The organism is Actinopolyspora sabaoui, assembly GCF_051225635.1.
In the GTDB taxonomy this organism is placed as follows: domain Bacteria; phylum Actinomycetota; class Actinomycetes; order Mycobacteriales; family Pseudonocardiaceae; genus Actinopolyspora.
Window position 1 is genome coordinate 233,407 of record NZ_JBMIHH010000007.1, and the last position, 24,042, is coordinate 257,448.

General features: G+C 67.9%; 25 protein-coding genes. 3 read left to right on the top strand and 22 right to left on the bottom strand.

The window, feature by feature from the left end; all coding sequences use genetic code 11:
• Positions 1 to 94: 94 nt before the first annotated feature.
• The 11 genes from ACOQFL_RS15600 to ACOQFL_RS15650 all read right to left on the bottom strand — a co-directional run bounded on the left by ACOQFL_RS15600 (position 95) and on the right by ACOQFL_RS15650 (position 8,403).
• Positions 95 to 1,054, bottom strand: a complete 960-nt coding sequence (locus tag ACOQFL_RS15600) for a CPBP family intramembrane glutamic endopeptidase (RefSeq protein WP_435544892.1) — start codon at positions 1,052 to 1,054, stop codon at positions 95 to 97.
• A gap of 179 nt (positions 1,055 to 1,233) precedes the next feature.
• Entirely contained in the window at positions 1,234 to 3,972 is a 2,739-nt protein-coding gene (locus ACOQFL_RS15605; RefSeq protein WP_435544893.1) for a M48 family metalloprotease, read from the bottom strand.
• Between the two features lie 67 nt (positions 3,973 to 4,039).
• On the bottom strand, positions 4,040 to 4,525 hold the full coding sequence (locus ACOQFL_RS15610; RefSeq protein ID WP_435544894.1) for a hypothetical protein: 486 nt from the start codon (positions 4,523 to 4,525) through the stop codon (positions 4,040 to 4,042).
• Between the two features lie 194 nt (positions 4,526 to 4,719).
• Positions 4,720 to 5,508, bottom strand: a complete 789-nt coding sequence (locus tag ACOQFL_RS15615) for a MerR family transcriptional regulator (RefSeq protein ID WP_435544895.1) — start codon at positions 5,506 to 5,508, stop codon at positions 4,720 to 4,722.
• A gap of 129 nt (positions 5,509 to 5,637) precedes the next feature.
• Positions 5,638 to 6,438: an ABC transporter permease gene (locus ACOQFL_RS15620; RefSeq protein ID WP_435544896.1), complete on the bottom strand. Its 801-nt coding sequence runs from the start codon at positions 6,436 to 6,438 to the stop codon at positions 5,638 to 5,640.
• Between the two features lie 185 nt (positions 6,439 to 6,623).
• A complete protein-coding gene (locus ACOQFL_RS15625) occupies positions 6,624 to 7,082 on the bottom strand; it encodes an Imm1 family immunity protein (RefSeq protein WP_435544897.1) in 459 nt (152 codons plus the stop codon).
• A complete protein-coding gene (locus ACOQFL_RS15630; protein ID WP_435544898.1) occupies positions 7,079 to 7,282 on the bottom strand; it encodes a hypothetical protein in 204 nt (67 codons plus the stop codon). Before ACOQFL_RS15630 ends, ACOQFL_RS15625 begins: the two co-directional genes overlap by 4 nt.
• A 30-nt stretch (positions 7,283 to 7,312) precedes the next feature.
• On the bottom strand, positions 7,313 to 7,468 hold the full coding sequence (locus ACOQFL_RS15635; RefSeq protein WP_435544899.1) for a hypothetical protein: 156 nt from the start codon (positions 7,466 to 7,468) through the stop codon (positions 7,313 to 7,315).
• Between the two features lie 119 nt (positions 7,469 to 7,587).
• Positions 7,588 to 7,974: a hypothetical protein gene (locus ACOQFL_RS15640; protein ID WP_435544900.1), complete on the bottom strand. Its 387-nt coding sequence runs from the start codon at positions 7,972 to 7,974 to the stop codon at positions 7,588 to 7,590.
• The gene (locus ACOQFL_RS15645) at positions 7,967 to 8,191 is read right to left on the bottom strand and encodes a hypothetical protein (protein WP_435544901.1); all 225 of its coding nucleotides are present in this window, start codon (positions 8,189 to 8,191) and stop codon (positions 7,967 to 7,969) included. The genes ACOQFL_RS15640 and ACOQFL_RS15645 overlap by 8 nt, the downstream gene beginning before the upstream one ends.
• Positions 8,188 to 8,403 carry a hypothetical protein gene (locus ACOQFL_RS15650; RefSeq protein ID WP_435544902.1) on the bottom strand — a complete coding sequence of 72 codons (216 nt, stop codon included), beginning with the start codon at positions 8,401 to 8,403 and terminating at the stop codon, positions 8,188 to 8,190. Before ACOQFL_RS15650 ends, ACOQFL_RS15645 begins: the two co-directional genes overlap by 4 nt.
• Before the next feature lie 148 nt (positions 8,404 to 8,551).
• Here ACOQFL_RS15650 and ACOQFL_RS15655 point away from each other — a divergent pair, with 148 nt between their 5' ends.
• Together ACOQFL_RS15655 and ACOQFL_RS15660 are read left to right on the top strand one after the other, a co-directional pair.
• Entirely contained in the window at positions 8,552 to 9,403 is an 852-nt protein-coding gene (locus tag ACOQFL_RS15655) for a helix-turn-helix domain-containing protein (protein ID WP_435544903.1), read from the top strand.
• A complete protein-coding gene (locus ACOQFL_RS15660) occupies positions 9,400 to 9,588 on the top strand; it encodes a DUF397 domain-containing protein (protein ID WP_435544904.1) in 189 nt (62 codons plus the stop codon). Before ACOQFL_RS15655 ends, ACOQFL_RS15660 begins: the two co-directional genes overlap by 4 nt.
• A 70-nt stretch (positions 9,589 to 9,658) precedes the next feature.
• Here the strand turns inward: ACOQFL_RS15660 and ACOQFL_RS15665 are convergent, their stop codons facing one another.
• The 3 genes from ACOQFL_RS15665 to ACOQFL_RS15680 all read right to left on the bottom strand — a co-directional run bounded on the left by ACOQFL_RS15665 (position 9,659) and on the right by ACOQFL_RS15680 (position 11,588).
• A complete protein-coding gene (locus tag ACOQFL_RS15665) occupies positions 9,659 to 9,796 on the bottom strand; it encodes a hypothetical protein (RefSeq protein ID WP_435544905.1) in 138 nt (45 codons plus the stop codon).
• Between the two features lie 29 nt (positions 9,797 to 9,825).
• Entirely contained in the window at positions 9,826 to 10,281 is a 456-nt protein-coding gene (locus ACOQFL_RS15670; protein ID WP_435544906.1) for an Imm1 family immunity protein, read from the bottom strand.
• A gap of 263 nt (positions 10,282 to 10,544) precedes the next feature.
• Entirely contained in the window at positions 10,545 to 11,588 is a 1,044-nt protein-coding gene (locus ACOQFL_RS15680) for an ATP-binding cassette domain-containing protein (protein ID WP_435544907.1), read from the bottom strand.
• Positions 11,589 to 11,857: 269 nt separating this feature from the next.
• On the opposite strand from ACOQFL_RS15680, the gene ACOQFL_RS15685 reads away from it, so the two are divergent.
• Entirely contained in the window at positions 11,858 to 13,702 is a 1,845-nt protein-coding gene (locus ACOQFL_RS15685; RefSeq protein ID WP_435544908.1) for an acyl-CoA dehydrogenase, read from the top strand.
• A gap of 206 nt (positions 13,703 to 13,908) precedes the next feature.
• Here ACOQFL_RS15685 and ACOQFL_RS15690 read toward each other — a convergent pair whose 3' ends face one another.
• The 8 genes from ACOQFL_RS15690 to ACOQFL_RS15725 all read right to left on the bottom strand — a co-directional run bounded on the left by ACOQFL_RS15690 (position 13,909) and on the right by ACOQFL_RS15725 (position 23,923).
• A complete protein-coding gene (locus tag ACOQFL_RS15690) occupies positions 13,909 to 14,946 on the bottom strand; it encodes a zinc-dependent alcohol dehydrogenase family protein (protein WP_435544909.1) in 1,038 nt (345 codons plus the stop codon).
• A gap of 136 nt (positions 14,947 to 15,082) precedes the next feature.
• The gene (locus ACOQFL_RS15695; RefSeq protein ID WP_435544910.1) at positions 15,083 to 17,512 is read right to left on the bottom strand and encodes a VanW family protein; all 2,430 of its coding nucleotides are present in this window, start codon (positions 17,510 to 17,512) and stop codon (positions 15,083 to 15,085) included.
• Positions 17,513 to 17,675: 163 nt separating this feature from the next.
• The gene (locus ACOQFL_RS15700) at positions 17,676 to 17,996 is read right to left on the bottom strand and encodes a GroES family chaperonin (protein WP_092632434.1); all 321 of its coding nucleotides are present in this window, start codon (positions 17,994 to 17,996) and stop codon (positions 17,676 to 17,678) included.
• 83 nt (positions 17,997 to 18,079) lie between these two features.
• Entirely contained in the window at positions 18,080 to 20,023 is a 1,944-nt protein-coding gene (locus ACOQFL_RS15705; RefSeq protein WP_435544975.1) for an NHL domain-containing thioredoxin family protein, read from the bottom strand.
• A gap of 54 nt (positions 20,024 to 20,077) precedes the next feature.
• Positions 20,078 to 20,344: a type II toxin-antitoxin system VapC family toxin gene (locus tag ACOQFL_RS15710; RefSeq protein WP_435544911.1), complete on the bottom strand. Its 267-nt coding sequence runs from the start codon at positions 20,342 to 20,344 to the stop codon at positions 20,078 to 20,080.
• Positions 20,341 to 21,231, bottom strand: coding sequence for an ornithine cyclodeaminase family protein (locus ACOQFL_RS15715; RefSeq protein WP_435544912.1), 891 nt, complete (start codon positions 21,229 to 21,231; stop codon positions 20,341 to 20,343). Before ACOQFL_RS15715 ends, ACOQFL_RS15710 begins: the two co-directional genes overlap by 4 nt.
• A 467-nt stretch (positions 21,232 to 21,698) precedes the next feature.
• Positions 21,699 to 21,932, bottom strand: a complete 234-nt coding sequence (locus ACOQFL_RS15720; protein WP_435544913.1) for a hypothetical protein — start codon at positions 21,930 to 21,932, stop codon at positions 21,699 to 21,701.
• Positions 21,933 to 22,645: 713 nt separating this feature from the next.
• Positions 22,646 to 23,923 carry an acetyl-CoA C-acetyltransferase gene (locus ACOQFL_RS15725; RefSeq protein WP_435544914.1) on the bottom strand — a complete coding sequence of 426 codons (1,278 nt, stop codon included), beginning with the start codon at positions 23,921 to 23,923 and terminating at the stop codon, positions 22,646 to 22,648.
• Between the last annotated feature and the right edge of the window lie 119 nt (positions 23,924 to 24,042).

The window sequence follows — 24,042 nt, forward strand, 5'->3', positions numbered from 1 at the left end:
ACGAGCAGTATAGCGATCCGGGGCGTGGGAACACCGCCGGAAGCGACGTGACACACACCGGGGAACCGACTGCCGACTCGGCTGCCGGGCTCACTCACGAGGGCGTAGCGGCGGACGCGAAGCCCGAACGACGACGGCGATAGGCCAGCACGGCGATCACCAGCAGGCAGAACAGCACGGCGGTGGTGGGCAACCCGCCCTCGATGCCGAAGGCGCCGCCGTTGAGCAACGCGCTGCCGCCCTCGGCGGGGCGCGTGTCCGCGAGCGTGGCCGTCAGGTTCATCCCGGAAACCTCGACGCCGTAGATGTTGCCCTGGCACCAGTTCCAGACCGTGTGGAAGGCACACACTCCCCACAGTCCGCCCTCGGCCAGCGCCCAGTACGCCAGCACGAACGAGATCAGCACCAGGTTCAGCAGCGGCAGCGGACCGAAACCGGTGTTGAGACCGTGCAGCAGGGTGAACACCACCGCCTGTGCGACCAGCGCGGCCGTGAGCCCCCACTTCCGCCAGGTGACCTGCATCAGGTAGCCACGGGTGAGGATCTCCTCCGTGCTCGCCTGCACCACGAACCCCAGCAGTGTCAGCGCGAGCGCGCCCACGATCGCGTAGCCCGCCCCCGAGCTCTCGAACACCAGCTGCTTCGCCGCGACGTTGCCCAGCACCAGCACGCTGATCGCCAGCAGGGCCACCCCCGCACCCAGCGAGGCGGAACGAACGGGATTCCGGGCGGGCAGGAATCCGACGCTGCCGAACGGCCTGACCTCCTTGAGCGGCAACCACAACACCAGCCCCAGCACGGAACCGATGAAGCCGCAGGTCAGGGCCACCTGGGAGGCGAGCCCGATCCGCATGCTGCTCAGCACGGACAGATCACCGGTGAACACCACCGCCATCGCGAAGGCGATGGCGCTGACGATCTGTCCGAGCAGGAAGCAGCCGAGCACCACCAGGATCCCGACCACCGCGCCGGTCGGGCGGCGCGCACGAAGTATTCCCCGGAGCAGCGGGGATGCCGGGCGGGTTGCTCCGTCTACGGCTTCGGAAGTGTCCACTGTGCCTCAACCTGGATCGGGAACGCGGTGACGACATTGTCCCGTGGGGCGGCGAAGGACGGGAAAGCGCCGTGCCGCTCGTGCCTAACCGCTAAACCCACCGTTCGCACACCAGCACTGCGGGAAGACGTGATCACGGGCCCGGCCCGGTGACCTGGCCGAGCTCGTGCACGCTCGGATCAGCACGCCTCCAGCACCCGATCCCCGTACTCGCCGCACCAGAGGCCGATCAGCTCCTCGAACAGTCGGACTCCCCGCGCCAGCGATTCGACGACTTCGAGCAGGAGTTCCCGGTCGAGCGTGCCGGTGTCGAGCGCTTCGACGAGCCGCCGCGCGGAGCCATCGAGAACGCCCAACGCCTCGCCCCAGATCTCGGCCCGCCGACTGTCGGGTGGCTCGGGGAACTGGCGGGCCCCGGTCACGGCCTCGGTCAGCCGGACGGCCCTTCCGCGCACCTCGCGCACCTCGGAGTTCGAGCTGATGCCTTCCCCGAGCTCGACCGTCGCCGAGCTCACCGCTCGGAGGTGTCGCGCACCCCCACGACGGAGCCAGACGCGTCCGGGGTCGGTGCCGAGCTCCGATTCGGTGCTCTCCGCCTGGGCCCTCTCCGATGCGTGGGCAGACTCCAGTGGGTCCTCGCCGGTACCGGACGTGTTCGGCAGGGCCAGCACGACGACGGAGCACGCGGCCACGAGCACGGCCACGATCCGCCCCGCACGACCGGGCTCTGGGCTCCCCGCCCTGACCGATGTCCGAACGGATTTCGGACCGCGGGTCACGTTCCACCCGCGTAACCCCCGGCGGACGGCGCTGCCGAGCAGGTATCCCCCGAGGGCCGCCGCGGTTCCCTCCACCGTGACGACGCCGAGCACCGTCGCGGCGTACTCGCCGCTCGTCGTTCCCGGGCATCGGGTCGCCGTCGCGTGCAGCGGCGGCACGCACGCGCCGAGGTGTCCGAACGTCCACATCATGCCGCTGACAGTCAGTCCCGTGGTCGCGGCGGCGAACAGCGCGTGCGCGAAGCCGGACCTCCGGAACAGCACGGCGGCGACGACAGCGGCCACGGCGAACTGCACGGCGACCGCTCCCGCGAACTCCCACGCGGAGAGTACCGCCCGGAACGGGTCGGTGCTCCGCTCCGACAGCGGGACGGTGCCGCGCATCGCCGCCTTGACCGCGAGATCGAACGCCAACCACGCTGCGGCACCGAGCAGCCCGGCCGGCAACGCGAACCGGATCCGCGTGCGGCGCGTCAACAGCAGCGGCACCACCCACAGCAGCACCAGGCCCGCGCACAGCGCCAGGTTCCGGGCGGCGAACCCCATCACCACGGGATGCCACGTCGCCGAGAGCAGCGCGTGATCCAGGCCGGTCCACGCAGTCTGACTCCCGAAGTCCGCTATCGGAGTACCGAGCCGTGTCAGTTGAGACGATGCTCGAGCCAGGTTCTCCGGGGACGACCACAGCTCCAACCAGGACCAGCCGAGCAGCGACACGGCCGTACCGACCGCGGACCAGCCGGCCACTCGGGCCCGAGCGATCCGTTCGCGATGCAGCAGGCGCGAGCACCGGTACACCCACCAGGACAGCAGCACGAGCTGCCCGACGAGCAGTCCGACCACGACGAACACCACGACTCCGGGCAACGGGTCGCCGAGCGTGCCCGGCGAAAGTCGTTCCCCCAGCAGAACACCCGCCCCCACTCCGAGGCAGCTCCGGACCAGCCGGCGCCCCACCGGAGCGCGCCGTGGTCCACCTCGCGCCGCTGCGACGGCCGACCCGCGCACCGCCGCGAAACCCACGAGCAGTGCGACGAAGATTCCCCAACCACCGCTCAGCAACCGGAAAACATCGAGCGGTGCACCGGCGGCGACGACCGGCATGGCGAACTGGACGAAGCCGAGCTGCAGCACGACCCCGGCGGCGAAGTGCTCACCGAAGTCGGGGCGGAACAGCGCGGTCGGTTCGGGGAGGGCGGCGACGCGACTCGAAGGAGTCGGATGCCTGCGCAGCCAGACCGGTGGCCGTTGGGCAACCGTTCCCGCCAGGGCGGGCAGGCACAACGCGGGATCGGCCGAGCCCAGCCAGGCCGACACCCGCGCGTCCGCGTGGTGCTCCCGGGTCCGCAGCAGGGCGTTGCGGAACAGGTGGACCAGCAGCACCAACCCGGCGACGCGCCAGGAGATCTCGAGCGAACTCCGAAGGGCACCGTCCCACCAGGACACCCAAAGCAGGCCCACCGCCATCGGCGCCAGCGCCGTGAGCAGGAACGACCGCCACACCGCCAGAGCGAAGTAGGTGATCGGCACGTCCCGCCCGCGCACGTGCGCCAACTCGTGCAGCACCACGGCCCGGAATGACGCGGGGTCGGTCCGGAACAGCGTCAGCAGGCCCGCGTCGAGCCGAACGTAGCGCCTGCGCCCGTGGCCGAAGGCGAGCCCGCCCGCACGCGGGTTGAGCGGGTCGACCAGGAAGACCGGGGCGCGGGGTAGTCCCGCTTGGGCGACTAGGCTTTCCAGGTACGCTGCCAGCTCCGGGCCGTCGGCGGAGCGCAGCGCCACCAGCCGCTGCCGCCGGATGCGCCACCACGGTTGCACCCGGTAGAGCAGCACCGCGACCGCGAGCATCACCAACAGCCCGAGGCCGGTCCACAACAGACGGTCGGATATCCGCTCGGCGAGGCATCCGGCGAACCCGTCGTACCGCTGTTCGGTGTCGGGCCGTGGCAGGGGGCGCTGTCCCAGGTAGTACTCCGCACGCACCTGGCATCGTTCGAATTCGCGAAACCAGCCGGCCAGGCCGGAAGGCAGCAGCACCCAGTGGATCGTCGCCGCTGTTCCGAAAGCCAGGGCGATCAGCGAACCGAAGTGCACCGTGGTGCCGCTCGGCGCCCGCAGGCCCGCCACGGACGGCCGCACCGTCCGCTTCGTGCCCGTCACCACGAGGGACTTCCGGTCAGGTCGACAGCCCGAAGCGACGGCTCCATCACTCGTCCCGGTCGAGAGAGTCCATGATGGCGCCGACGAGCAGTCGCACCCGGTCCTCGGCCAGGCCGAGTGCCCTGGCGCGGGCCTCGGCGACTTCGCGTACCCGCGCCCGCTGCTCCTCGGTCAGCGGTCCCGCCGGCAACGATTCCACCGTCGACTCTTCCGCCGCGGCCCCGTCCTCGCTCTCCAGTTCGGCGCGACGACGGAACCGGGCACGGAGTCGGGACAGCACCCGGTCACCGCCGCGCACCACCGCGTCCCCGGCCCTGCCGACCAGCTGGTCGTAGACCGCGGCGGCCACCGCCAGAGCAGCGGGTGAAAGCAGCGCCACCACGGTGTCGATCCCGGAACCCAGCGCTTCGTCGCCGCGCCGCCGAACCGCCGTCACCCGGTCCGGATCGCGCAGGAACGCCTCGCTCGTCGCGGCGAAAGCGGGCAACTCCTCGGGCGCCAACGACTCGACGACGCGACGCGCCGTCGTCACCGTGAATTCCCGCCGCTCGTCCTCGCCCACCGCTCAGCCCCCAGGAAAGATCGGCCCGAGAACCGATTCTCGTCGACCGGGACGCGTGCCGTCACTCGGCCGTTCGGATTACATGGGCGGGAGAAACAACGCGCGTGGCGGAAGAGCCACTAGTGGCCCCAGCGGCTCCCCGCACCTTCAACCCCTCGGAGCGTTCACCCGCCGGAGTGCTCGGCACGCTCGGCGTTGGCCACGATCGCGTCGTGCACGAACCGGGCACCACCGGTGCCCACCTCGCGCTCGTAGGTGGCCGTGAAGCGCTCGTCGGCCAGGTACATCTCGGCCAACGAACGCTGCATCCCGTAGGAGCACTCGTAGAACCAGCCGGTGATCAGCCCGCGGTGCCGCTCGGCCAGCTCCATCGCGCGGGCACTCGTGGCGGACTCGCCGTCGGCGAGCGCCGCGGCGAAGTCCCGGTGCAGCTCGCGCTGCTCGGCGGCCATGCGGGCCCAGTCGTCCTTGGTGTAGGAGGCCGTGCGGCGCCGCGACTCCCGGTAGGGATCGGTGCCGCCCCAGCGCCGTTCGGCCTCCTCGGCGTGTTCGTCCGGGTCGAACCCGCCGAACAGTTCGAACTTCTCCTCCTCGGAGAGATCGATTCCCATCGTGTTGGCCTCCAGTTCGAGTTCCACGGTGGCGAGCGTCGCCCGCAGCCGAGCTATCCGCTCGCTCAGCAGGCGGTGCTGCCGCCGCAGCTGGTCGGTGGGGTCACCGCCGTCGAGAATCTCGGCGATGTCGGTGAGGCCGAACCCGAGTTCGCGGTAGGCGAGGACGCGCCGCAGCCGTTCGAGATCCGCCTCGGAGTACTCGCGGTGCCCCGCCGCGCTGCGCCCGCTCGGCGAGAGCAAGCCGATCTCGTCGTAGTGGTGCAGCGTGCGCACCGTGACTCCGGAGAGCCGCGCCACCTCGCCGACGCCGCGGCCCTTCCCCGCTGCCGAATGACCCATGTTCGCTCACCTCGCCGACCACCCTGCGCCCTCACGCGACGTGAGGTTCAAGTACGAGTTCGCCTCGGTTGCAGCGGGAGCGACGGGGAGCATCGGGGCCACGGGGATCACGGGGAGCGGTATCGGCGGTCACCGACTGGCCACCCGCCGGTAGCGCGCCACCGACAGCGGGACGAACACGGCGATGATCAGCAGCGACGAGAGGACGGCGTAGGGGATCGCGTGCTCGGCGGGCCAACCGCTCGGTGGCGGCGTCCCCACCCGGATCGGATTGCCGAACAGCTCCCGCAGCGCGTCGGCGTTGACCGTGATCGGGTTCCACCGCGCGAACACCCGCAGCGGCGTGGGCATCGACTCGGCCGAGACGAAGACCGAGGATATGAAGGTCACCGGGAACAGCCACAGCAGTCCGGCGCTCTGGGCCACCTCCACGGTGCGCGAGATCAGCCCGATGAACGCCCCCACCCAGGACATGGCGAACGAGAACAGCAGCAGCACCAGGTAGCCGGTGAGCACGTCGGTGGGGTCTCCCCGCAACCGCCAGCCGATCAGCAGGCCACAGAGCGACATGATCACCACCGACAGCAGGCTGACCGCGAGATCGGAGCTGGTACGGCCCAGCAGCACCGCCACCCGCGACATCGGCAGCGCGCGGAACCGGTCGACTATGCCCTTCTGCAGGTCGTTGGTCAGGCCAATCACGGTGAACGACGAGTTGAAGGCCACGGTCTGCACGAAGATCCCGGCGATCAGGAACTCCCGGTAACGCCCGCCGCCCAGGCTGCCGCCGAACACGAAGGCGAACAACAGCACGAACATGATCGGCTGCACGGTCCCGGACAACAGCCAGTCGGGATTGCGCTTGATGTTGAGCAGATTGCGCCAGGCCACCACGGAGCTGTCGCGCAGACTCGACGGAACGACGGTCACTCTCGGCCTCCCCACTCAGGCGCTCGGCGGGACCCTCCGACGACTCGACGGCACTCGCCACGGCCTCATCGGACAACCCGGCATACCCAACAGTAAGAGCCGGAAACACATCGTCCGGGATCACGACACGAACACGCCGAGATCGTTGGCCGTCATACCGGACCACCACGACACTCGGTCGAACGTCAGTACCACTGCCCGGGTTGCCACCGCACGGATTCGGGGCGTTGCCCGGTACGGCAATACTCGGCGATGGCCTCGCGGACCTGATCCAATGGCAGCGAGGCCGAAGCGGGGAACCACAGGTCGCCTTCGGGATCGAACAACAGCGACGGGGTCTCGCCGGTGGCGTATGGGTTGTAGGAGTCGACGAGTCGACCCTGCTCTCCTGTTCCGGGACGGGCGTCCATGTAGTTCAGCGCTCCCCATCCGTCGCGTGAGGTGATCTTCATGCGGTGCCCACCGGGGAACTGTGGCCCACCGTCGTCGGACGAGAGACAGGGGCGGTCCCACACGTAGAGCTGCGAGTACCGGGTGTCGAGGACGGCTTCGACGAGATCGGCGGTTTCCTCGGGGGTGCGTGCGTAGTAGAACTCGTGACCGAGGATGGCAGTGACGACGGTGCTGGGAGCGATCGTGGTCATGGGCGGGCCTTTCCGTGGATCTCTTTCGGCTGCGACGCGCCGGGCTGCCACACCACCAGCGTGGACCCGCGGGGCAGGATCGCGGCCACCTGGTGCAGCTGCCCACGCAGCTCGTCGAGCGTGGTCTGTACGGCCTGGAGCTCACCGGCGGGAGCGGTGTCGATGATCCGCTGAAGCCGGCCGCGAATTTCGTCGAGCATTAAGGATCTCCTATCAGTAAGCGACGACAGTCAAGCCGAGTGAGACGGCCAGTACTTGACGTTGTAGCGAGCCCACGCCCGCAGCCGGTCGCCCTCGTGCGCTCCCTCGTGACCGAAGGGCATCACGCACGGCTCGCCGTCGGCGTCGAGGTGTTCCGGGCTGGTGGTTGAGCATTCGGCGAACACCGGTGATCCTCCTGGTGGTGGGAACCGCCCGGCCGGGACGGGGAAGGGAGCTGCCCGGCCGGGCGGCGGACGGCCCAGCGCCGGAGTTTCGGGGTCTCAACAGCGCCGGACCGTGGTCGCTACAGAGCGCGGAGTCCGGCCAGCACGCGGGCGAGCAGGTCCGGGTCCGCACCGTCCAGCGCGATCGGGTTATCCTCGGTGGGTCGACCAGGTAGGTTGGTGCTACCTGGTCGGCGCTTGGTCACCGCCGACAGCGGGAGTGTGCCGCGCCAGCGCGACCACCTGCCCCGCCCGAGGGCGGGCATGATCTCCGTCAACGCCGCATCCGCCCGCACCTGCTCGGGCATGGTCTCGATCTCCTCGCGTAGCTGGGCCACGGTCAGCGCTCCCGGGCCTGCCCCGGCATGTCTCGGTCTTCGCTCCGAGTAGTGCCCCCACACGCCCAGCACGATCGCGGTGGCCGCGAACAGCACAGCGAGCACGAGCACGGGGAATACGTCAGGCATCGGTATCCTCCGCGAGCAACCGGGGACCACGAGACGGGGCGCGTTCGGCCTGCTCCCGCATGTCGGCGGCGAGTCGTTCCATGTAGTCGGCCGCCCCGGTGAGTTGCTCGGCAGTGGTCGACTGCGTGGACAGGTCGAACGACAGCGCGTGCAAGCTCGCCCGCAGGTGCGTCACACGCAGCGCGATGTCGACATGCGGCGGTGTTGGTGTACTCACTGCCCCACCTCCCGCAGCGCAGCGTCGAGCACGTTCCGCAGGAGCTCCGCTTGCTCAACGGTCCACTCAGTCCGGTTGTAGACCGTGGGCGTGTCGATGCGGATGGTGCGCGGGTCGCTATGTGCGAACCACACCCGCAACGACGACGAGCCGGACTCGTCCCGACATCGCACCCGCACCCCGAAACCGGTCCAGTCGTATCCCCGTTCCATCCGCTATGCTCCCTCGTAACGAACACTGCGTGTTCACCCTGTCTCGCCTTGTCTAATGAGACAGTATTTTGACCTACGGAACAAGCTCAATACTCCGATCGAGCGATCTCCTGGAACAGAACCTGTTTCGGAGATTAGAGTTTGTCTCATGGCACGTACCGCGAAGCATTCGCCACGAGTTCGAGCGCTGGGCGCTGAACTGCGAGAAGCACGCGAGGCCGCAGGAATGACCATGCGGGAAGTGGCGCAAAGACTCGGATGGCACCACTCGAAATACGCGAGGTTTGAATCCGGCGACCAACCACCCACGCCGGAGCAGGCATCCGCGATCCTGGCGACCTACGGCACGTCGGAAGCCGAGCGGGAGCGGCTCACGGAGATGGCGAGCGACATCGCCAACGGCGATGCGAACTGGCTAAAGACTGGAAGCGGTCACGACGAACTGACAACGCTACTGGAGTTCGAGCGCACCGCGACCAACATCGTGGATGTTTCGCCACTGCTCATCCCTGGACTGCTACAGACCTCGGATTACGCACGCTCGATCATGGCGAACGAGTCGCCGGGCGACATCGAACGCCTGGTGGCTATGCGAATCGGGCGCCGCGATGTACTCACACGCCCGAAACCGGCGGAACTCACGGCGATCATCCTCGAAGGCGCACTACGTCGACCGATAGGTGGCAGCACAGTCATGGCCGATCAGCTCCGGCACATCATCAAAACAGCCGAGCTGGACAACATCGCCGTGCACGTCCTACCGGATACGAGCACGTGGACCCCGGCGCACGTTGGACCGTTCATGCTGTTCGATTTCGCCAAAGCTGCGCCAGTTGTGCACATCGAACACCTGAGCAGCTCAGCGTTCCTGTCGAACGTCGGGGACATCCGTGTTCACCGCGACGCGACGGTTAACCTCCGTGAGGCAGCGATGAACCCGACCGAGTCCATCGAGTTCATCGCTCACTGTGCGGCTGAAATGGAGGACAACCACGAATGACAGTACCCCCCGAGGGCTGGCGAACGTCGAGCCGATCCTCGAAAACCAACTGCGTCGAGGTCGGCCGTGTGGCCGATGGTGCGGCGGTGCGTGACACGAAGGACCGGTCCGCCGGCTACTTCACCACCACCGGCCCGCAGTGGTCCGCGTTCATCGACGCCGTGAAGAGCGAGCGGTTCGAGTAACCGCCGACCGATAGCAAGACGCCCCCGGTTCGTCCGGGGGCGCTTTTTCGTGTCCTAGCTGGTCAGAGTACTAAAACGCTGTTTGTCTTTCCGAGTAGGAGTTGAAAGCCACGGTCTGTACGAAGAACCCGACGATCAATAAATCCCGGTAGTGACCACCGCCCAGACTGCCGCCGAGCACGAACACACCGAGATCGTTGGCCGTCATACCGGGCCACCACGACACTCGACCGAAGGTCAGTACCACTGTCCGGGTTGCCACCGCACGGATTCGGGGCGTTGCCCGGTACGACAGTACTCGGCAACGGCCCCACGGACCTGCTCCATTGGGAGCGAAGCCGATGCCGGAAACCACAGGTCACCCTCCGGATCGAACAACAGCGGAGGCGTGTCCTCGGTGGTATGGGGATTGTAGGAATCCAGCAGTTCGTGACGATAGTAGTGGTAACTCAGCGCTACGACGCCACGGTTCGGGTCGGCAGCGACCCGTAGAGAGTGCTCGGGGAACGCTTCTCCGTCGAGTGAGCGCCAGGAACGGCACGGGCGGTCCCAGACGTAGAACAGACTGACTCGATGGGCTGGTGTGTCGAGTACGCGTGTGATGAGCTGCTCGGTTTCCGCTGGTTCGTGGACGTAGTGCCACCCGTTGTCGGTCACTGCGGTAACGACGGTGGGCGCGCTGATCGTGGTCATGGTCTGGCTTCTCCGTGGATGGTGACGGGGTGCTGTTTTCCGGGTTCCCAGACGACCAGTGTGGACCCGCGAGGCAGGAGGGCGCGCGCCGCTTGGTAGCAGTTTCCGCGGTGACCAGCGAGCGCTTCGAGTGAGCGAACCCAACACGAAGGGCGCCTTCCGAAACCGGTTCGATTTCGAGGCCCTTCCGTTAGCGCGCTTGATGTTGAGCAGGTTGCGCCACGCGACCACGGAACTGTCGCGCAGGCTCGGTGGAACGACGGTCACTGTCGGCCTCCCCGCTCCCCGCTCTCGGCCGGGGCCAATCCTTCGGAACCGGCGGCGCCTGCCGTCGCACCGTTGCCGGAGACCTCGGTGGGCTTACCGGTGAGGCTGAGGAACGCGTCGTCGAGGGTGGGGCGGTGCAAGCCCACGTCGTGCACCTCGATCCCCGATTCGCCCAACCAGCGCACCGCCTCGACCAACGACTTCGAGCCGTCGTTCACGGCCACCTGCAACCGGCGGCTCTGCGTGTCGACTCGCGGGGCGCCGGTGCCTATCCCGGCGAGCACCTCGGCCGCGGTGTCCATTTCGGCCGCCTCGTCGACCACCAGCTCCAGGCGTTCGCCACCGACCAGCGCCTTCAGCTCGTTCGAGGTGCCGTTGGCGATCACCCTGCCGTGGTCGATGACCGCGATGGTGTCGGCGAGCGCGTCCGCCTCCTCCAGGTACTGGGTGGTCAGCAGCACGGTGGTGCCGTCGTCTACCAGTTCGGCGATGAGCCGCCAGGTGTCCATCCGGCCGCGCGGGTCGAGCCCGGTCGTGGGCTCGTCGAGCATCACCACCGGAGGTCTGGCCACCAGCGCGCCCGCCAGGTCCAGACGTCTGCGCATCCCGCCCGAGTATCCCTTGGCGATCCGGTCACCGGCTTCACCCAGTTGGAAACCGTCCAGCAGTTCACCGGCGCGTTTTCGCGCGTCCGGGCGGTTCATGCCGTAGAGCCTGCCGACCATGTAGAGGTTCTCGCGACCGGTGAGGTTCTCGTCCACGGCGGCGTACTGCCCGGAGAGACCGATGGAACGCCGCACCGCGTTCGGCTCGGTGAGCACGTCGTGCCCGGCCACGGAAGCGTTTCCGGAGTCGGGGCGCAGCAGTGTGGTAAGGATGCGCACGGCGGTGGTCTTGCCCGCGCCGTTCGGCCCCAGCAGTCCGAGCACCCGCCCCTTGCGGGCCGAGAGCTCCACTCCGTCCAGCGCGCGGTTGGCGCCGAAGGTCTTGACCAGTGATTCGGCGCTGATCGCCGCGGTGGAGGTCGCAGGGGAGGTCATCGTGGGGAGCCTCCATCCGTTCGCGTGATGTACGCGGCAACCGTAAACGGCCGGGCGGTATTCCGCGCGCGATCGCGGCCACACCCCGCCCCGGGGTTCGACAGCGGGTTCTTCCCGGGGCGTTGCCCGGGAAGAACCCGCTGACTTTCGGGGCGTTTCAACGGGTTTTTCTTGGCAGAAGTTACCGGTAGGTAATATACTCAGGTTACCGATGAGTAAGGGCGTGGTACCTGGCCCGCCCGCACGATTCAGCACGAGGGAGCCACGCCATGGGCCACTACAAGAGCAATATCCGCGACCTCGAATTCAACCTCTTCGAGCTGTTCGAAGTGCAGAACCGGCTGGGCAAGGGCGCGTTCGAACAGGCCGACGAGGACTCGGCCCGGGGCGTGCTCACCGAGCTGAACACCCTCACCACCGGCCCGCTCGCCGACTCCTTCGAGGAGGGCGACCGCAACCCGGCCCAGTTCGACCCCAAGACCGCCTCGGTCACCCTGCCCGAGGGGTTCAAGAAGTCCTACCAGCAGGTCATGGATGGTGAGTGGTGGCGGCTGAGCCTGCCCGACGAGCTGGGCGGTTACGGCATCCCGCCGTCGGTGCAGTGGGCGGCGGCCGAGCTCATGCTGGGCTCCAACCCCGCGATTTTCATGTACATGGCGGGACCGAGCTTCGCCACCATCCTCTGGGAGAACGGCACCGAGCAGCAGCGGCGCTGGGCCGAGCTGATGATCGATCGCGGCTGGGGCGCGACGATGGTGCTGACCGAGCCCGACGCCGGTTCCGACGTGGGCGCGGGCCGCACCAAGGCCGTCAAGCAGGAGGACGGCAGCTGGCACCTCGAAGGGGTCAAGCGCTTCATCACCTCGGGGGACCAGGACATGACCGAGAACATCATGCACCTGGTGCTGGCCCGGCCCGAGGGCCCCGGCATCGAGCCCAAGCCCGGCACCAAGGGGCTGAGCCTGTTCCTGGTGCCGAAGTACCACTTCGACGACAGCACCGGTGAGCCCGGCGAGCGCAACGGCGCCTACGTCACCAACGTCGAGCACAAGATGGGGCTCAACGTCTCGGCCACCTGCGAGGTCACCTTCGGGCAGCACGACACCCCGGCCAAGGGCTGGCTGCTGGGCGAGGTGCACGACGGCATCGCGCAGATGTTCCAGGTCATCGAATACGCCAGGATGATGGTCGGCACCAAGGCCATCGGCACCCTGTCCACCGGCTACCTCAACGCACTGGAGTACGCCAAGGAACGGGTGCAGAGCGCCGACATGCCGCGCTCGACGGACAAGACGGCCCCCCGCGTCACGATCACGCACCACCCGGACGTGCGGCGCATCCTGATGCTGCAGAAGACCTACGCGGAAGGGCTGCGTGCCGTCTACTGCTACACCTCCGACTACCAGGACCGCATCGCGCAGGCCAAGACCTCCGGTGAGGACGCGAGCCTTTACGAGCAGATCAACGACCTGCTGCTGCCCATCGTCAAGGGTGTCGGCTCGGAACGGGCCTACGAGATGCTCACGCTGTCGCTGCAGACCCTGGGCGGCTCGGGCTACCTGCAGGACTACCCGATCGAGCAGTACATCCGCGACGCCAAGATCGACAGCCTCTACGAGGGCACCACCGCGATCCAGGCGCAGGACTTCTTCTTCCGCAAGATCGTCAAGAACAACGGTCAGGCGATCGGCCACGTGGCCAACGAGATCCAGCAGACCCTGAACTCCGCCGAGGCCGACGAGCGGCTCAAGGAGGAGCGCGAGCTGCTCGGCCAGGCGCTGGACGACGCGCAGGGCATCCTCGGCGCACTGTTCAACTTCGCGACTTCCGCGCAGGAGGACGTCAACGAGATCTACAAGGTCGGCCAGCAGGCCGTGACCCTGCTGATGAGCATGGGTGACGTGCTGATCGGCTGGCTGCTGCTGCGCCAGGCCGAGATCGCGCTGCGCGCGCTGGACGCCGGAGCCACCGGCAGGGAGGCGGCGTTCTACAACGGCAAGGTCGCCGCTGTCCGGTTCTTCGCCAAGAACGTGCTGCCGGAGCTGTCCTCACGGCGGAGGATCGTGGAGAACACCGACAACTCGCTGATGGAGATCGACGAGTCCGCGTTCTGATCCCGAGCTCGTGACGAATCACCCGCGCCCACCGGCACCACCGGGGACACCCGGCGGAGCCGGTGGGCGCGGTTTTTCGTTCGGTGTCTCCCGGCGCGGCGTAAATTTCCCACGAAATCGCCGCGCGGGACGGCGATACGGCCCCGGGCCCCGTCAATTTCCCACGAAATCGCCGCGTCCGGGACCCGGCAACGCACTCCTCGAACTCAGCTCGGGTCGACGAGGACCTTCAGCGCCTTCCGGTCGGCCATGTCGCGGTACCCGTCCGGAACACCGTCCAGCCCGGTCCGCTGGTCGAACACCCGACCGGGATCGAGCTTGCCGTAGAGCACGTCGGGCAGCAGCTGGGGGATGTAGGCGCGGGCGGGACACACTCCGCCGGAGACGCCGACGTTGCGCATGAACATCTCGCGCACGTCCACGCCGTCACCCTCCTGCGGAACGCCGACGTAACCGACCCGGCCACCCTCGCGGGCCAGCCGCAGCGCGGTTCGCAACGAGTCGCCGGTGCCGACGCACTCCAGTACCGAGTGCGTGCCCTCCCCACCGGTCAGCTCGCGGACGCGCTCCACCGCCTCGTCGCCGCGCTCGGGCACCACGTCGGTGGCACCGAACTCGCGAGCGAGGTTCGTCCGATCGGTGTGCCTGCCCATGACGATGATGCGCTCGGCACCGAGCCGGTTGGCCGCGAGCACCCCGCACAGCCCGACCGCGCCGTCGCCGACGACGGTGGCGGTGCCGCCGGGACGCACCCCGGCGGAGACGGCCGCGTGGTGCCCGGTGGGAAGCACGTCGGCCAGCGTCAGCAAGCCGGGCAGCAACTCGCTGTCCGGCTCCACCGGCAGACGGACCAGCGTGCCCTCGGCATGGGGAACCCTTACCGCCTCCCCCTGGGCACCGTCCGAACCGGGCGAGCCCCACAGGCCGCCGTTGACGCAGGAGGTCTGCAGCTGTTCCCTGCAGTAGGTGCAGTGACCGTCCGACCAGGTGAACGGCGAAACCACCAGATCACCGGCACGCAAGCCGCCGACCTCGGAGCCGGTCTCCTCCACGATCCCGACGAACTCGTGACCGATGCGACTGCCAGCGCCGTCCTGCTCCATACCCTTGTAGGGCCAGAGATCGCTGCCGCAGATGCAGGTGAGGCTCACCCGCACGATGGCGTCGGTGGGCTCGGCCAGCACCGGGTCGGCGACGTCCTCCACCCGGACGTCGCCCGCACCGTGTATGACGGTGGCGCGCATGAAACCACTCCGTTTCGGATAGAAACCTTCCACCTCGTCCCACGTACGGAACGGGCGCGGGATTCCGGCGAACCGGCACACATCCGCGAAACGTGCGGCATCACACCCGGTGCGCTCCCGGAGGGTCGTCGGGCGGCTACTCCTCGCCCTTCTTCTTGGCGCACTTGACGATCGGCTGCGGCTCGTAAACGGTCTTCTGCCGGTCCTTCGACACCTCGCCGGTCTTCAGGTTGGTCCTGATCCGGGTGTTGTGGACCGTGAAGCCCTTCTTGCCGCTGGTTTCCACGCACTCCTCGTCCGCGGGCACGGTCTTTTTCTCGGGGTCGGTGACGTCGGTCTTGTCGCTGGTCTTGGACTTGACCTTGTACTGCTTGGTCCCCCAGAAGGTCACGCTCACCGAATCGGGCGTCCACGCGGTCTTGATCAGGATCCCGCTGTCGGAGACGTTCTTGAACTTGACGTCGATCAAGCTGGTGCCGTCGGGACGCTGGAACACGGTCGCCTCCCGCCCCATCGGGTAACGGCTGATGTAGTAGCTGTGCGCCTTGTGCTCCACGTCCTTCATACCGGCCAGGTAGGAAGCGTTGTAGAGCGTGGTGGCGAACTGGGAGATACCGCCACCGACGGCCTCACTGGGACGGCCGTCCTTGATGATCCCGGAGGCGATGTAGCCCTGTTCCTTCTGGCGGATACCGGTGTGGCCGTTGAGGCTGAACGTCTCGCCCGGTTTGACGAGCGCGCCGTCGACCTCCTCGGCGACCCGTTTGATGTTCACCCCGGAATCCTTGCTGAACCCACCCGTGGTGAAGGTGCTGACCTTCTCCTTGATACCGAGCTTCTTGGCCTGCTCGGTCGTCAGTTCGGCCGGAACATCCTTGTAGACCGCATCGATGGTGTCCGAACCGGACTGGGTGAGTTTCTCGCGCAGCGGCTCGAAGGTCTTCTTCCAGTTGATGCCGCGTCCGGTCTCGGAGGGCTCGACGGTGGGTTTGCCGCCCTCGAACACGAAGGAGGCACTCTTGCCCTCCTTGAGGGTGGACTCCAGCTGGGGTTTGACGACCTTCCTCGCCGTGGGCACGTCGAGATGCCAGTTCAGCCCACCGGAGTCATTGGGTTCGAACCGCAGCGCAGCGGCGATGTCGGCGGGCGCCAGGCTCGCCTGCACACCGTCCCCGTTGACGGTCACCGACCCCGAGACAGCGGGGCGGGCGACCCCCTCCAACGCCCGGCGCACCCCCGCCTCGTCGGTTCGGACGTCCTCCTTGGTGTAGGGCAGCGAGACCGGCTGACTACCCACCCAGTCGCGGACGACGACGTCCATCGCCCGCTTCATGTCCACGTTCCTGCCGGTGACGGGAAAAACCGGCACGGGTTCGGAGCCCTCGAACCGGATGGTCCCCTCCACCGGTTCGCGATGGAGATCGTTGCGCACCTGCTTCAGCTGCGCACGCAGCTTCTCCCGGTCCACATTGCTCTGCGGAGGCACCTCGCGGGTGGTGAAGAAGGAGGTGAGCCTCGTTATCGGGTTCAACGGCTGTGAACCCGCCTTGTCCAGTGTGGCGTCCCAGTTCATGGACAGCCCGGCCGCCTGGGGCTCGATGCTGCTAGTGGCTTTGCCGACCTTGAGGCGAATGGGTTCGCTGAGCGAGTCGTCGAGCCGGGAGCGCAGCTCGCGCTCGGCCGCGGCGGGATCGAGCCCGCCCACGTCGACACCCGCCACCGTGGTGCCACGCGGCACCTGACCACTGCTGAATGCCAGGTCACCGATATAGAGCAGCGCCAGCACCCCGATCGTGATGCCCGCCGCGATGCCCGCTCGGAGTAAGGACTTGTTCTCGGGGAGTTTTCGGCGGAAACGCGAGACACCCGACTCGCCCGGTGACCCCGATTCCTCCCCGGGCGTTCCGAACGGTGGCTGCTGCGGATAACCGGACGGCATCCCGAATTGCCAGTCCTGCCCGTACTGAGCCTGTTGGGGCTGCCCGTACTGGGCCTGTTGGGGCTGCTGGTAGCCGAATCGCGCGGTCGCGTTGCCGTTGTAGTGCTCGGGCGAGGCCGGCACGTAGGACGTGGCCGCCGCGGTGGAGTCAACGGCCCGGGTGCTCTCGGGCACGGCGGGAATCGTGTCGGTGCGCTCGGTGTCCCCCTCGAAGGGAACCGCCGTCGTCTCCTCGGCGACCCGGGGGATGATGTCGGTGCTCTCGGTGTCCGATTCCGGGGGGACACCATTGCCGGTGCCCCCTGCCGCGGTACCGGTACTGCCGGTACCGGCCTGCCCGTCCGCCGAGTTCCCGTCCGCCGAGTTCCCCGTTTGGGCGTTCGCCGCTCCGGCGAGGTGCGGCGGTGTCATACCGGGTTTCGTGCTCCGGCGGGACTCGTCGACGGCCTCGTCGTCATCCGCTCGCCCACCGGCGGCCGACTCCGACGGCCCCTCGGCGGCCGCGCCACTCGGAGCACCACTGCCGCTCAGATCACCGGTGAGAAACTGAATCCGCTCGGTCGGTTCGTCCGCTCGCCGATCCCGACCGCCCTCGATGCGATCGGGACGTTCGTGGTCTTCCGGCACCGCGTCCCCTTCTTCTCGGTCTTGCGGCGGGGTCGGCGGCGCTCGAGCCTGCCGACCGGCATCACCGGTACAGCCCGGCTGGGGAGGCCTCACACGGCTTCCGAACTGGTATCACGTGCGCCACAGCACACAGCGGCCACGCCGAACCGGACACGCACCTCGGTCAAAGATACAGACCGGTACCCTGTTCGGTCCGCTCGGAGGCGACGGCGTGCAGATCCCGCTCCCGCAGCACCACGTAGATCTCGCCCTGTACCTCCACCTCGTACTGCTCCTCGGGATTGAACAGCACCTGATCCCCGGTTTGGACACTGCGCACATGGCTGCCCACACCGAAAACCTCGCCCCAGAGCAGGCGTTTGGCCACCTGGGCGGTCGCGGGGATCACGATACCGCCGCTGCTGCGACGTTCACCGGACTCTTCGGAGACCCGCACCATGACCCGGTCATGCAACATCTGGATCTCAAGCTTGGCATCGGTCACCCGGAAAGTTTACGCGTCCGGTCGAGCCCACCGAATGCGCAGGGTAGGCCGACAGGACGGGCCACGGAACCGCGACGAGCCGGTCACTGCTCGTCCATCCCACCCATGACCAGCGGCAACCTCTCGCTGCCGCCACTGTCGAGCCGGACCGGCACTCCCCAGTCCTGCCTGGTCAGTCGACAGGCCGGATGCTCGACCTCGGAGTCGTCGTCACAACTGGCCGCCTGCGCGACAACGTGCAGCACTCCGTGCTCGATCCCCGCTGCCAGCACGAGCCGCCTGCTCAGTTCGGTACCGACACCGGCGCCCTCGACCAGCATGTTCTCCGGGGAGGAGCTGACCTCGAGCCGCGTGGCGGGGCCGTAGCGCTCGTCGAGCTTCTGCCCGGGCGGAGGATCGAAAACCACGGTGAGCTCGACCTCGCCGGAACTGATCTCGGTCGCCGGGCGGTTGACCCGCTGGGACCCGCCCTCGATCAGCCGCGCGGTCACCCCCGGCGGCACCGGGCGTTCCAGCCGGTGCGCGGTACTCGCCGCGACCACCAGCTCGCCTTCGGAGGTGGTGGCACCGGACGGCTCGGCGACACCGGTCACCAGTGTCGAGACCTCCCCGGAGGCGGGTTCGTAACGTCGAATCGCGCCGTTGTAGGTGTCGCAGACCGCCACGGTGCCGTCGGGCAGCACCGCGACACCGAGCGGGTGTTGCAGCAGCGCATCCGCTGCCGGGCCGTCGGAGTGGCCGAAGTCGAACAGTCCCCTGCCGACCGCGGTGTGGACCTCGAAACCGCCGTCGGTCGGCTCCACCCAGCGCAGCGCGGAGGTCTCGGCGTCGACGAACCAGAGGCGCTCCGGCTCGCCCGCTCCCAGCTCGGTGGCCCCCGCCTCAGTAGCTCCCGCCTCGGTGTTCGCTGCGACAGCGAGTCCGGAGGGCTGGGCGAGGAACGCCTCGGTCACCGGGCCGTCGCGCAGCCCCTCCACGGTGGTGCCCGCGAACCGGGTGATGCTCTCCGCCACGGGATCGAACAGCCCCAGCGTGTGGTTACCCGCCATCGCGATGACCACACCGCCCGCCGGTTCCCACCAGGTCACGTCCCACGGACTCGTCAGCGCCGTCCGCGACGCCGCGCCGGAGTGCGGCTCGTCGCGCCACTGCTCCCCGGTTCCCGCGACCGTGACGACGGCACCGTCGGCCAGCCGCAGCCCGCGCAGCAGGTGATTGACCGTGTCGGCCACCACGACGTCGTAGCCGACCCGCGCCGCGACCCGCTCGGGCAGCAGCGCCATGCCACCGGGCTCGCTGAAGGAGGCGAACTCGGCGTCTCCGTCCGCGTTGCCCCTGCGGCCGGTTCCGATGCGGCGCAGCGGGGTCTCCCCGTCCGCCGCGAACTCGACCAGCGAGTGTCGCGCCGAGTCCGCCACGAGCAGGGTCCCCCCTTCCAGGCCGAGCACCTTGGTGGGGAAACGCAGCGTGGTGTCGGACTCAGGGGTATCGGGCTCCGGGGTCTCGACACGGTGTTCGGCACCACGGCGGAGGGTGCCGCGCCGCTCGTGCTCGGGCACGAGCTCACCGAGTATCCGGCGCAACGCCTCGACGTGGCCCTCCCCGGCCGCCTGGTGCACCACGTAGCCCTCGGGGTCGATCAGCACCAGGGTCGGCCACGCCTTGACCGCGTAGTCGCGCCAGGTCGCCAGCTCCGGATCGTCGAGCACCGGGTGGTCGACGTCGTAGCGCTCCACGGCGGCGGACAGCGCGTCCGGGTCCGCCTCGTGCTCGAACTTGGGCGAGTGCACGCCGATGGTGATCAGTTCCGCGGCGAACTCCCGCTCCAGCGGGCGCAACTCGTCGATGACGTGCAGACAGTTGACGCAGCAGAACGCCCAGAAGTCCAGCAACACGAACTTCCCACGCAGCTCGGCCAGTCGCGGCGTGGTTCCACCGGTGTTCAGCCAGGCTCGCCCGGAGGGTTCCGGGGCTCGGACACGGGCACGGCGTTGCTGCTGCGAAGTATTCACATTCCCGGTCAACACACCCGAACGGCGCGGTGTTCCGCAGGAGAGGTACTCCTGAGTCACGTCTCACTGTTAGTTCGGTAGCCGCAGGGTCTCGGTCAGCTTGGGGCACACCTTCACCAGTTTGTGGTCAGTGGTCAGTACCCGAATACCGAGGTGCTCGGCCAGCGCGATGTAGAGCGCGTCGAGCAGCCGCACGTCCGCGCGCCGTGCCCACGCCCCCGTCAGCAGGCTTGGCAAGGGGTGACGAGTGACGGGCATGGCTGTGAGGCGATCCAGGGCCAATTCGACATCGTCGACGGCGAGGTGGTTCCACCGGTGTTCAGCCGAACATCTCACCCGGAGATCGCGCCGAACAGGCGATCGGCGAACAGCACCTCCGATCCGGCCAGGCCGACGGAGCAGTGCACCGTGAGCTGCTCGGAGCTCTCCCGACCGGGGTGGGTGCCGATCAGGACGTCACCCAACGACACCAGCCTCGTCGGGTCGACGAGGAACTCGGGCAGCGCCGCCGCCTGCCGCGGCGAGTCACAGGTGACGATCGCGGCACGTTCGAGCAGTTCAGGAGGCATCTCGTGCCTCGTGAGCCCCTTCGGCCCCACGGTCGTTACGTGCGCGCCGGGAGCGATGTCCGCCGAGTCGATCACCGGGCTCTCCGAGCGGGTGGCGAGCACGATGACCTCGGCGTCACGTACCGCCGAATCCGGGGTCGCGACGGTCTCGGCGCGCAACCCCAGCCGGTCGCGCACCTCGGCCGCGAACACCTCGCGGTTGCGCTCGTCCCTGCTGTGCACCCGGACCAGTTCGGGGGAGCGGACGGCGCCGCAGGCCCAGACCTGGGTCCACGCCTGCTTGCCGGTTCCGATCACGGCGAGCGTGCTCGCTCGTTCGGTGGTCAGTGCTGCCACGGCGGCACCACCCAGGGCACCGGTGCGGCGGGCACCCAGTTCGTCCCCCACCACGATGCCGAACAGACTTCCCGCGGCGTCCCACAGCGCCACCAGCTGATCTCCGGCGGGTGTACCGGCGCGGTAGGCACGGAAACCGCTGACGCCGCCCGACAGGCCACCGGTGGTGTAGTAGTAGTCGAGATCGCCGAGCTCGGCGCTGACCCGGGGAGGAGCGGCTAGCTCACCACTGGCGAACCGGCGGAGTGCCTCTCGCGCGGCGTCGACGGCCACTTCGGGATCAACGGTGACGACGTCGGCATCGGTAAGTACGCGCATGTGCCGATGTTCGCAGCGCTCCCGGCCCCGATCATCAGTAGTTCGACTACGCATGGGCGGCGCGGACGAGGCTCCGGCATGGCCGAGGAGGCACATTTCGAGTCACCACACCCGGAGCGTCGACTCCGAGTACGGTGAGCTTTCCGTGGCGTCGGAACCGGATTCGACTGCCGGAGAAACGAAACGGCGCGCACCGAACGTCGGGGTCGTCGGTACGCGCCGGGAAACGATCCTCACCGAAACCGATTCACGCGATATCGGAATCAATTTCATTCGCGGTTTCCGCGATGGCGTCGGTCGTGCTCCGGGGGACAGAGCACGACCGTTCGATGCTTTTCGGTTCTTCGTCTTCGACACCGCAGCACCGCGTTCACGTCTCACCCGCACCCGGACGCGGCCACCGGGAACGAAGCACGAGGCCGGAACGACCTCGGGGGAACAGCCCCGGATGATTCGGACTCGGCCGATCAGGCGGCCTCGGACATTCGCCTGTCCAAGGGGCCTTGATCCGCCGGGCCCACGTGATCCATCGGAGTCAGCGGGGTTAGGTCACCGGAAGTCGACATGTCGTACTCACCGCTCTCCTCGGAATTCGGAGGGGAACGATTGATGCGTTGCGGAGTACGGTGGTCGCTTACGTAGAACACGCTTGCCGCCAAGATCGGAAGCAGTGCACCGATCATCACGATGGCAATGTTCATGGTGCCTCTCCTTAAGGCTGTCCGAAACCCTGAGTGATTTTCCGATCACTCAGGGTGATCAATATGGGGCCGTGGCGTTGCCCTGCAATACAGATCTTCCTGCCACACAGGTCTTCCTGTCATACAGGGATGCCGTTATCGGACTCGTCGCTCTCGCGACGAAGAGACACCTCGTCCGGCGCGTGGGAATCCACCCGTTGGGCGAGGACGTATGGGAGGTGCCTACCTGCCGTTCACCGGCAGCCAGAACACCGGGGTGGCGAACTCCGCGATGCTGCCAGGTCGGGGGTCCGACAGCATCGCGAAGTCACCCCGTTCATCGTGCCTGTACATCAAAGCGTTACACCTTCGACATGATGTGTCCTGGATCACATTTTGCGATCCGATCACGATGTCGATCGATCGGGAACACGAACCGGTCTCAGTACGATACGGACAGTCATACCCGGAGGGGAAAGTATGCTTCGGACAAGATCCGAAGACACTTGATCACCGTGTTGGTTCCCGTCCGATGAACGGAACCGAAGCGGTGCGAATTCCCGAGCGGGGCAACCAATGTAGCGCAGCTCACGACACGGGGCACGACGAAACACGCCGTCCCCCGCCCCTTCCGCGAGCCGCGGACCACAATCCACTTCGGACCGATCCTGAGCAGGGAACGGAACGCCCGGTGGTACGGCCGGACGAGCACCGTGACCCGAACGGAGCTCCGGTCAGCGTTCGACGACGGCGGTGAGCCCCTGACCACCGGCCGCACAGATGGACACGAGGCCACGACCGGACCCACGCTCCGCCAGCGACTTGGCCAGGGTCGCCACGATCCGCCCGCCGGTCGCGGCGAAGGGATGCCCTGCCGCGAGCGAGGAACCGTTCACGTTCAGTCGGTCGGTGTCGATCTCGCCCAGCGGTTCGCCCCTGCCCAGCCGCTCGGCGCAGAACTCGGGATTCTGCCAGGCCCGGAGCGTACACAGCACCTGCGAGGCGAACGCCTCGTGGATCTCGTAGAAGTCGAAATCACCGAGCGAGCCGCCCACCTGGTCCAACAGCCTCGGCACGGCGTAGGCGGGAGCCATCAACAGCCCCTCGTCACCGCTGACGTAGTCCACCGCATCGGAGACGAAGTCGCCGATGTAGGCCAGCACCGGCAGCTGGTGCCGCTGGGCCCACTCCTCGCTGGCGAGCAGCACCGTGGCCGCGCCGTCGGAGAGCGGTGTGGAGTTGCCCGCGGTCATGGTGGCCTGCTCGTCCCGACCGAAGACGGGTTTGAGCTTGGCGAGCTTTTCCGGTGAGGAATCCGGCCGCAGGTTCTGGTCACGTGTGAGCCCCTGGAACGGCGTGACCAGATCGTCGAAGAACCCCCGCTCGTAGGCGGCGCCGAGCCGCTGGTGGCTGCGGGCGGCCAGCTCGTCCTGCTCCGCCCGCTCGACACCCCATGCCGCCGCTGTCCTGGCGGCGTGCTCCCCCATCGACAGTCCGGTCCGGGGCTCCGCGTTGCGGGGAATACCGGGTACCACGTGCCCCGGCCGCAGGCCGGTGAGCGCCCGCAGCTTCGCGCCCGCGCCCTTGGCGTGGTTGGCGCGCAACAGCACCCTGCGCAGCTCGTCGTTGAGTTCGATCGGAGCGTCGCTGGCCGAGTCCACGCCGCCCGCTATGCCGGACTCGAGCTGTCCGAGAGCGATCTTGTTCGCCACGGACACGATCGACTCCAGCCCGGTGGCGCAGGCCATCTGCACGTCGTGCGCGGGAGTACGCGAGTCGAGACCGGAGCCGAGCACGACCTCGCGCGCCAGGTTGAAGTCGCGGCTGTGCTTGAGTACCGCCCCGGCGACGAACTCACCGACACGCTGTCCGGAAAGTCCGTAACGAGCCACCAAGCCGTCGAGAGCGGCGGTGAGCATGTCCTGATTGGACGCACGCGCGTAGGGACCACCCGAACGTGCGAACGGGATTCGGTTGCCTCCGACGATGGCGACCCGGCGAGTTGTGGACATGGCCGATTCCTCCGCACAGCTGGTCGACGAACGCCCGGAACGGTGCCGGGCATGACTGGAAACTTAACCTACCGACGGGTAGCTTATGCGTCGAGTGCCGGTCACGCATGGAGGAGTTG

Excerpts from the sequence above, each read along its gene's own strand:
- ACOQFL_RS15615 (WP_435544895.1), bottom strand. The coding sequence starts at position 5,508 with ATGGGTCATTCGGCAGCGGGGAAGGGCCGCGGCGTCGGCGAGGTGGCG.
- ACOQFL_RS15720 (WP_435544913.1), bottom strand. The coding sequence starts at position 21,932 with ATGAACATTGCCATCGTGATGATCGGTGCACTGCTTCCGATCTTGGCG.
- ACOQFL_RS15670 (WP_435544906.1), bottom strand. The coding sequence starts at position 10,281 with ATGACCACGATCAGCGCGCCCACCGTCGTTACCGCAGTGACCGACAAC.
- ACOQFL_RS15630 (WP_435544898.1), bottom strand. The coding sequence starts at position 7,282 with ATGCTCGACGAAATTCGCGGCCGGCTTCAGCGGATCATCGACACCGCT.
- ACOQFL_RS15660 (WP_435544904.1), top strand. The coding sequence starts at position 9,400 with ATGACAGTACCCCCCGAGGGCTGGCGAACGTCGAGCCGATCCTCGAAA.
- ACOQFL_RS15625 (WP_435544897.1), bottom strand. The coding sequence starts at position 7,082 with ATGACCACGATCGCTCCCAGCACCGTCGTCACTGCCATCCTCGGTCAC.
- ACOQFL_RS15685 (WP_435544908.1), top strand. The coding sequence starts at position 11,858 with ATGGGCCACTACAAGAGCAATATCCGCGACCTCGAATTCAACCTCTTC.
- ACOQFL_RS15655 (WP_435544903.1), top strand. The coding sequence starts at position 8,552 with ATGGCACGTACCGCGAAGCATTCGCCACGAGTTCGAGCGCTGGGCGCT.
- ACOQFL_RS15725 (WP_435544914.1), bottom strand. The coding sequence starts at position 23,923 with ATGTCCACAACTCGCCGGGTCGCCATCGTCGGAGGCAACCGAATCCCG.
- ACOQFL_RS15715 (WP_435544912.1), bottom strand. The coding sequence starts at position 21,231 with ATGCGCGTACTTACCGATGCCGACGTCGTCACCGTTGATCCCGAAGTG.
- ACOQFL_RS15665 (WP_435544905.1), bottom strand. The coding sequence starts at position 9,796 with ATGACGGCCAACGATCTCGGTGTGTTCGTGCTCGGCGGCAGTCTGGGC.
- ACOQFL_RS15650 (WP_435544902.1), bottom strand. The coding sequence starts at position 8,403 with ATGGAACGGGGATACGACTGGACCGGTTTCGGGGTGCGGGTGCGATGT.
- ACOQFL_RS15640 (WP_435544900.1), bottom strand. The coding sequence starts at position 7,974 with ATGCCTGACGTATTCCCCGTGCTCGTGCTCGCTGTGCTGTTCGCGGCC.
- ACOQFL_RS15680 (WP_435544907.1), bottom strand. The coding sequence starts at position 11,588 with ATGACCTCCCCTGCGACCTCCACCGCGGCGATCAGCGCCGAATCACTG.
- ACOQFL_RS15690 (WP_435544909.1), bottom strand. The coding sequence starts at position 14,946 with ATGCGCGCCACCGTCATACACGGTGCGGGCGACGTCCGGGTGGAGGAC.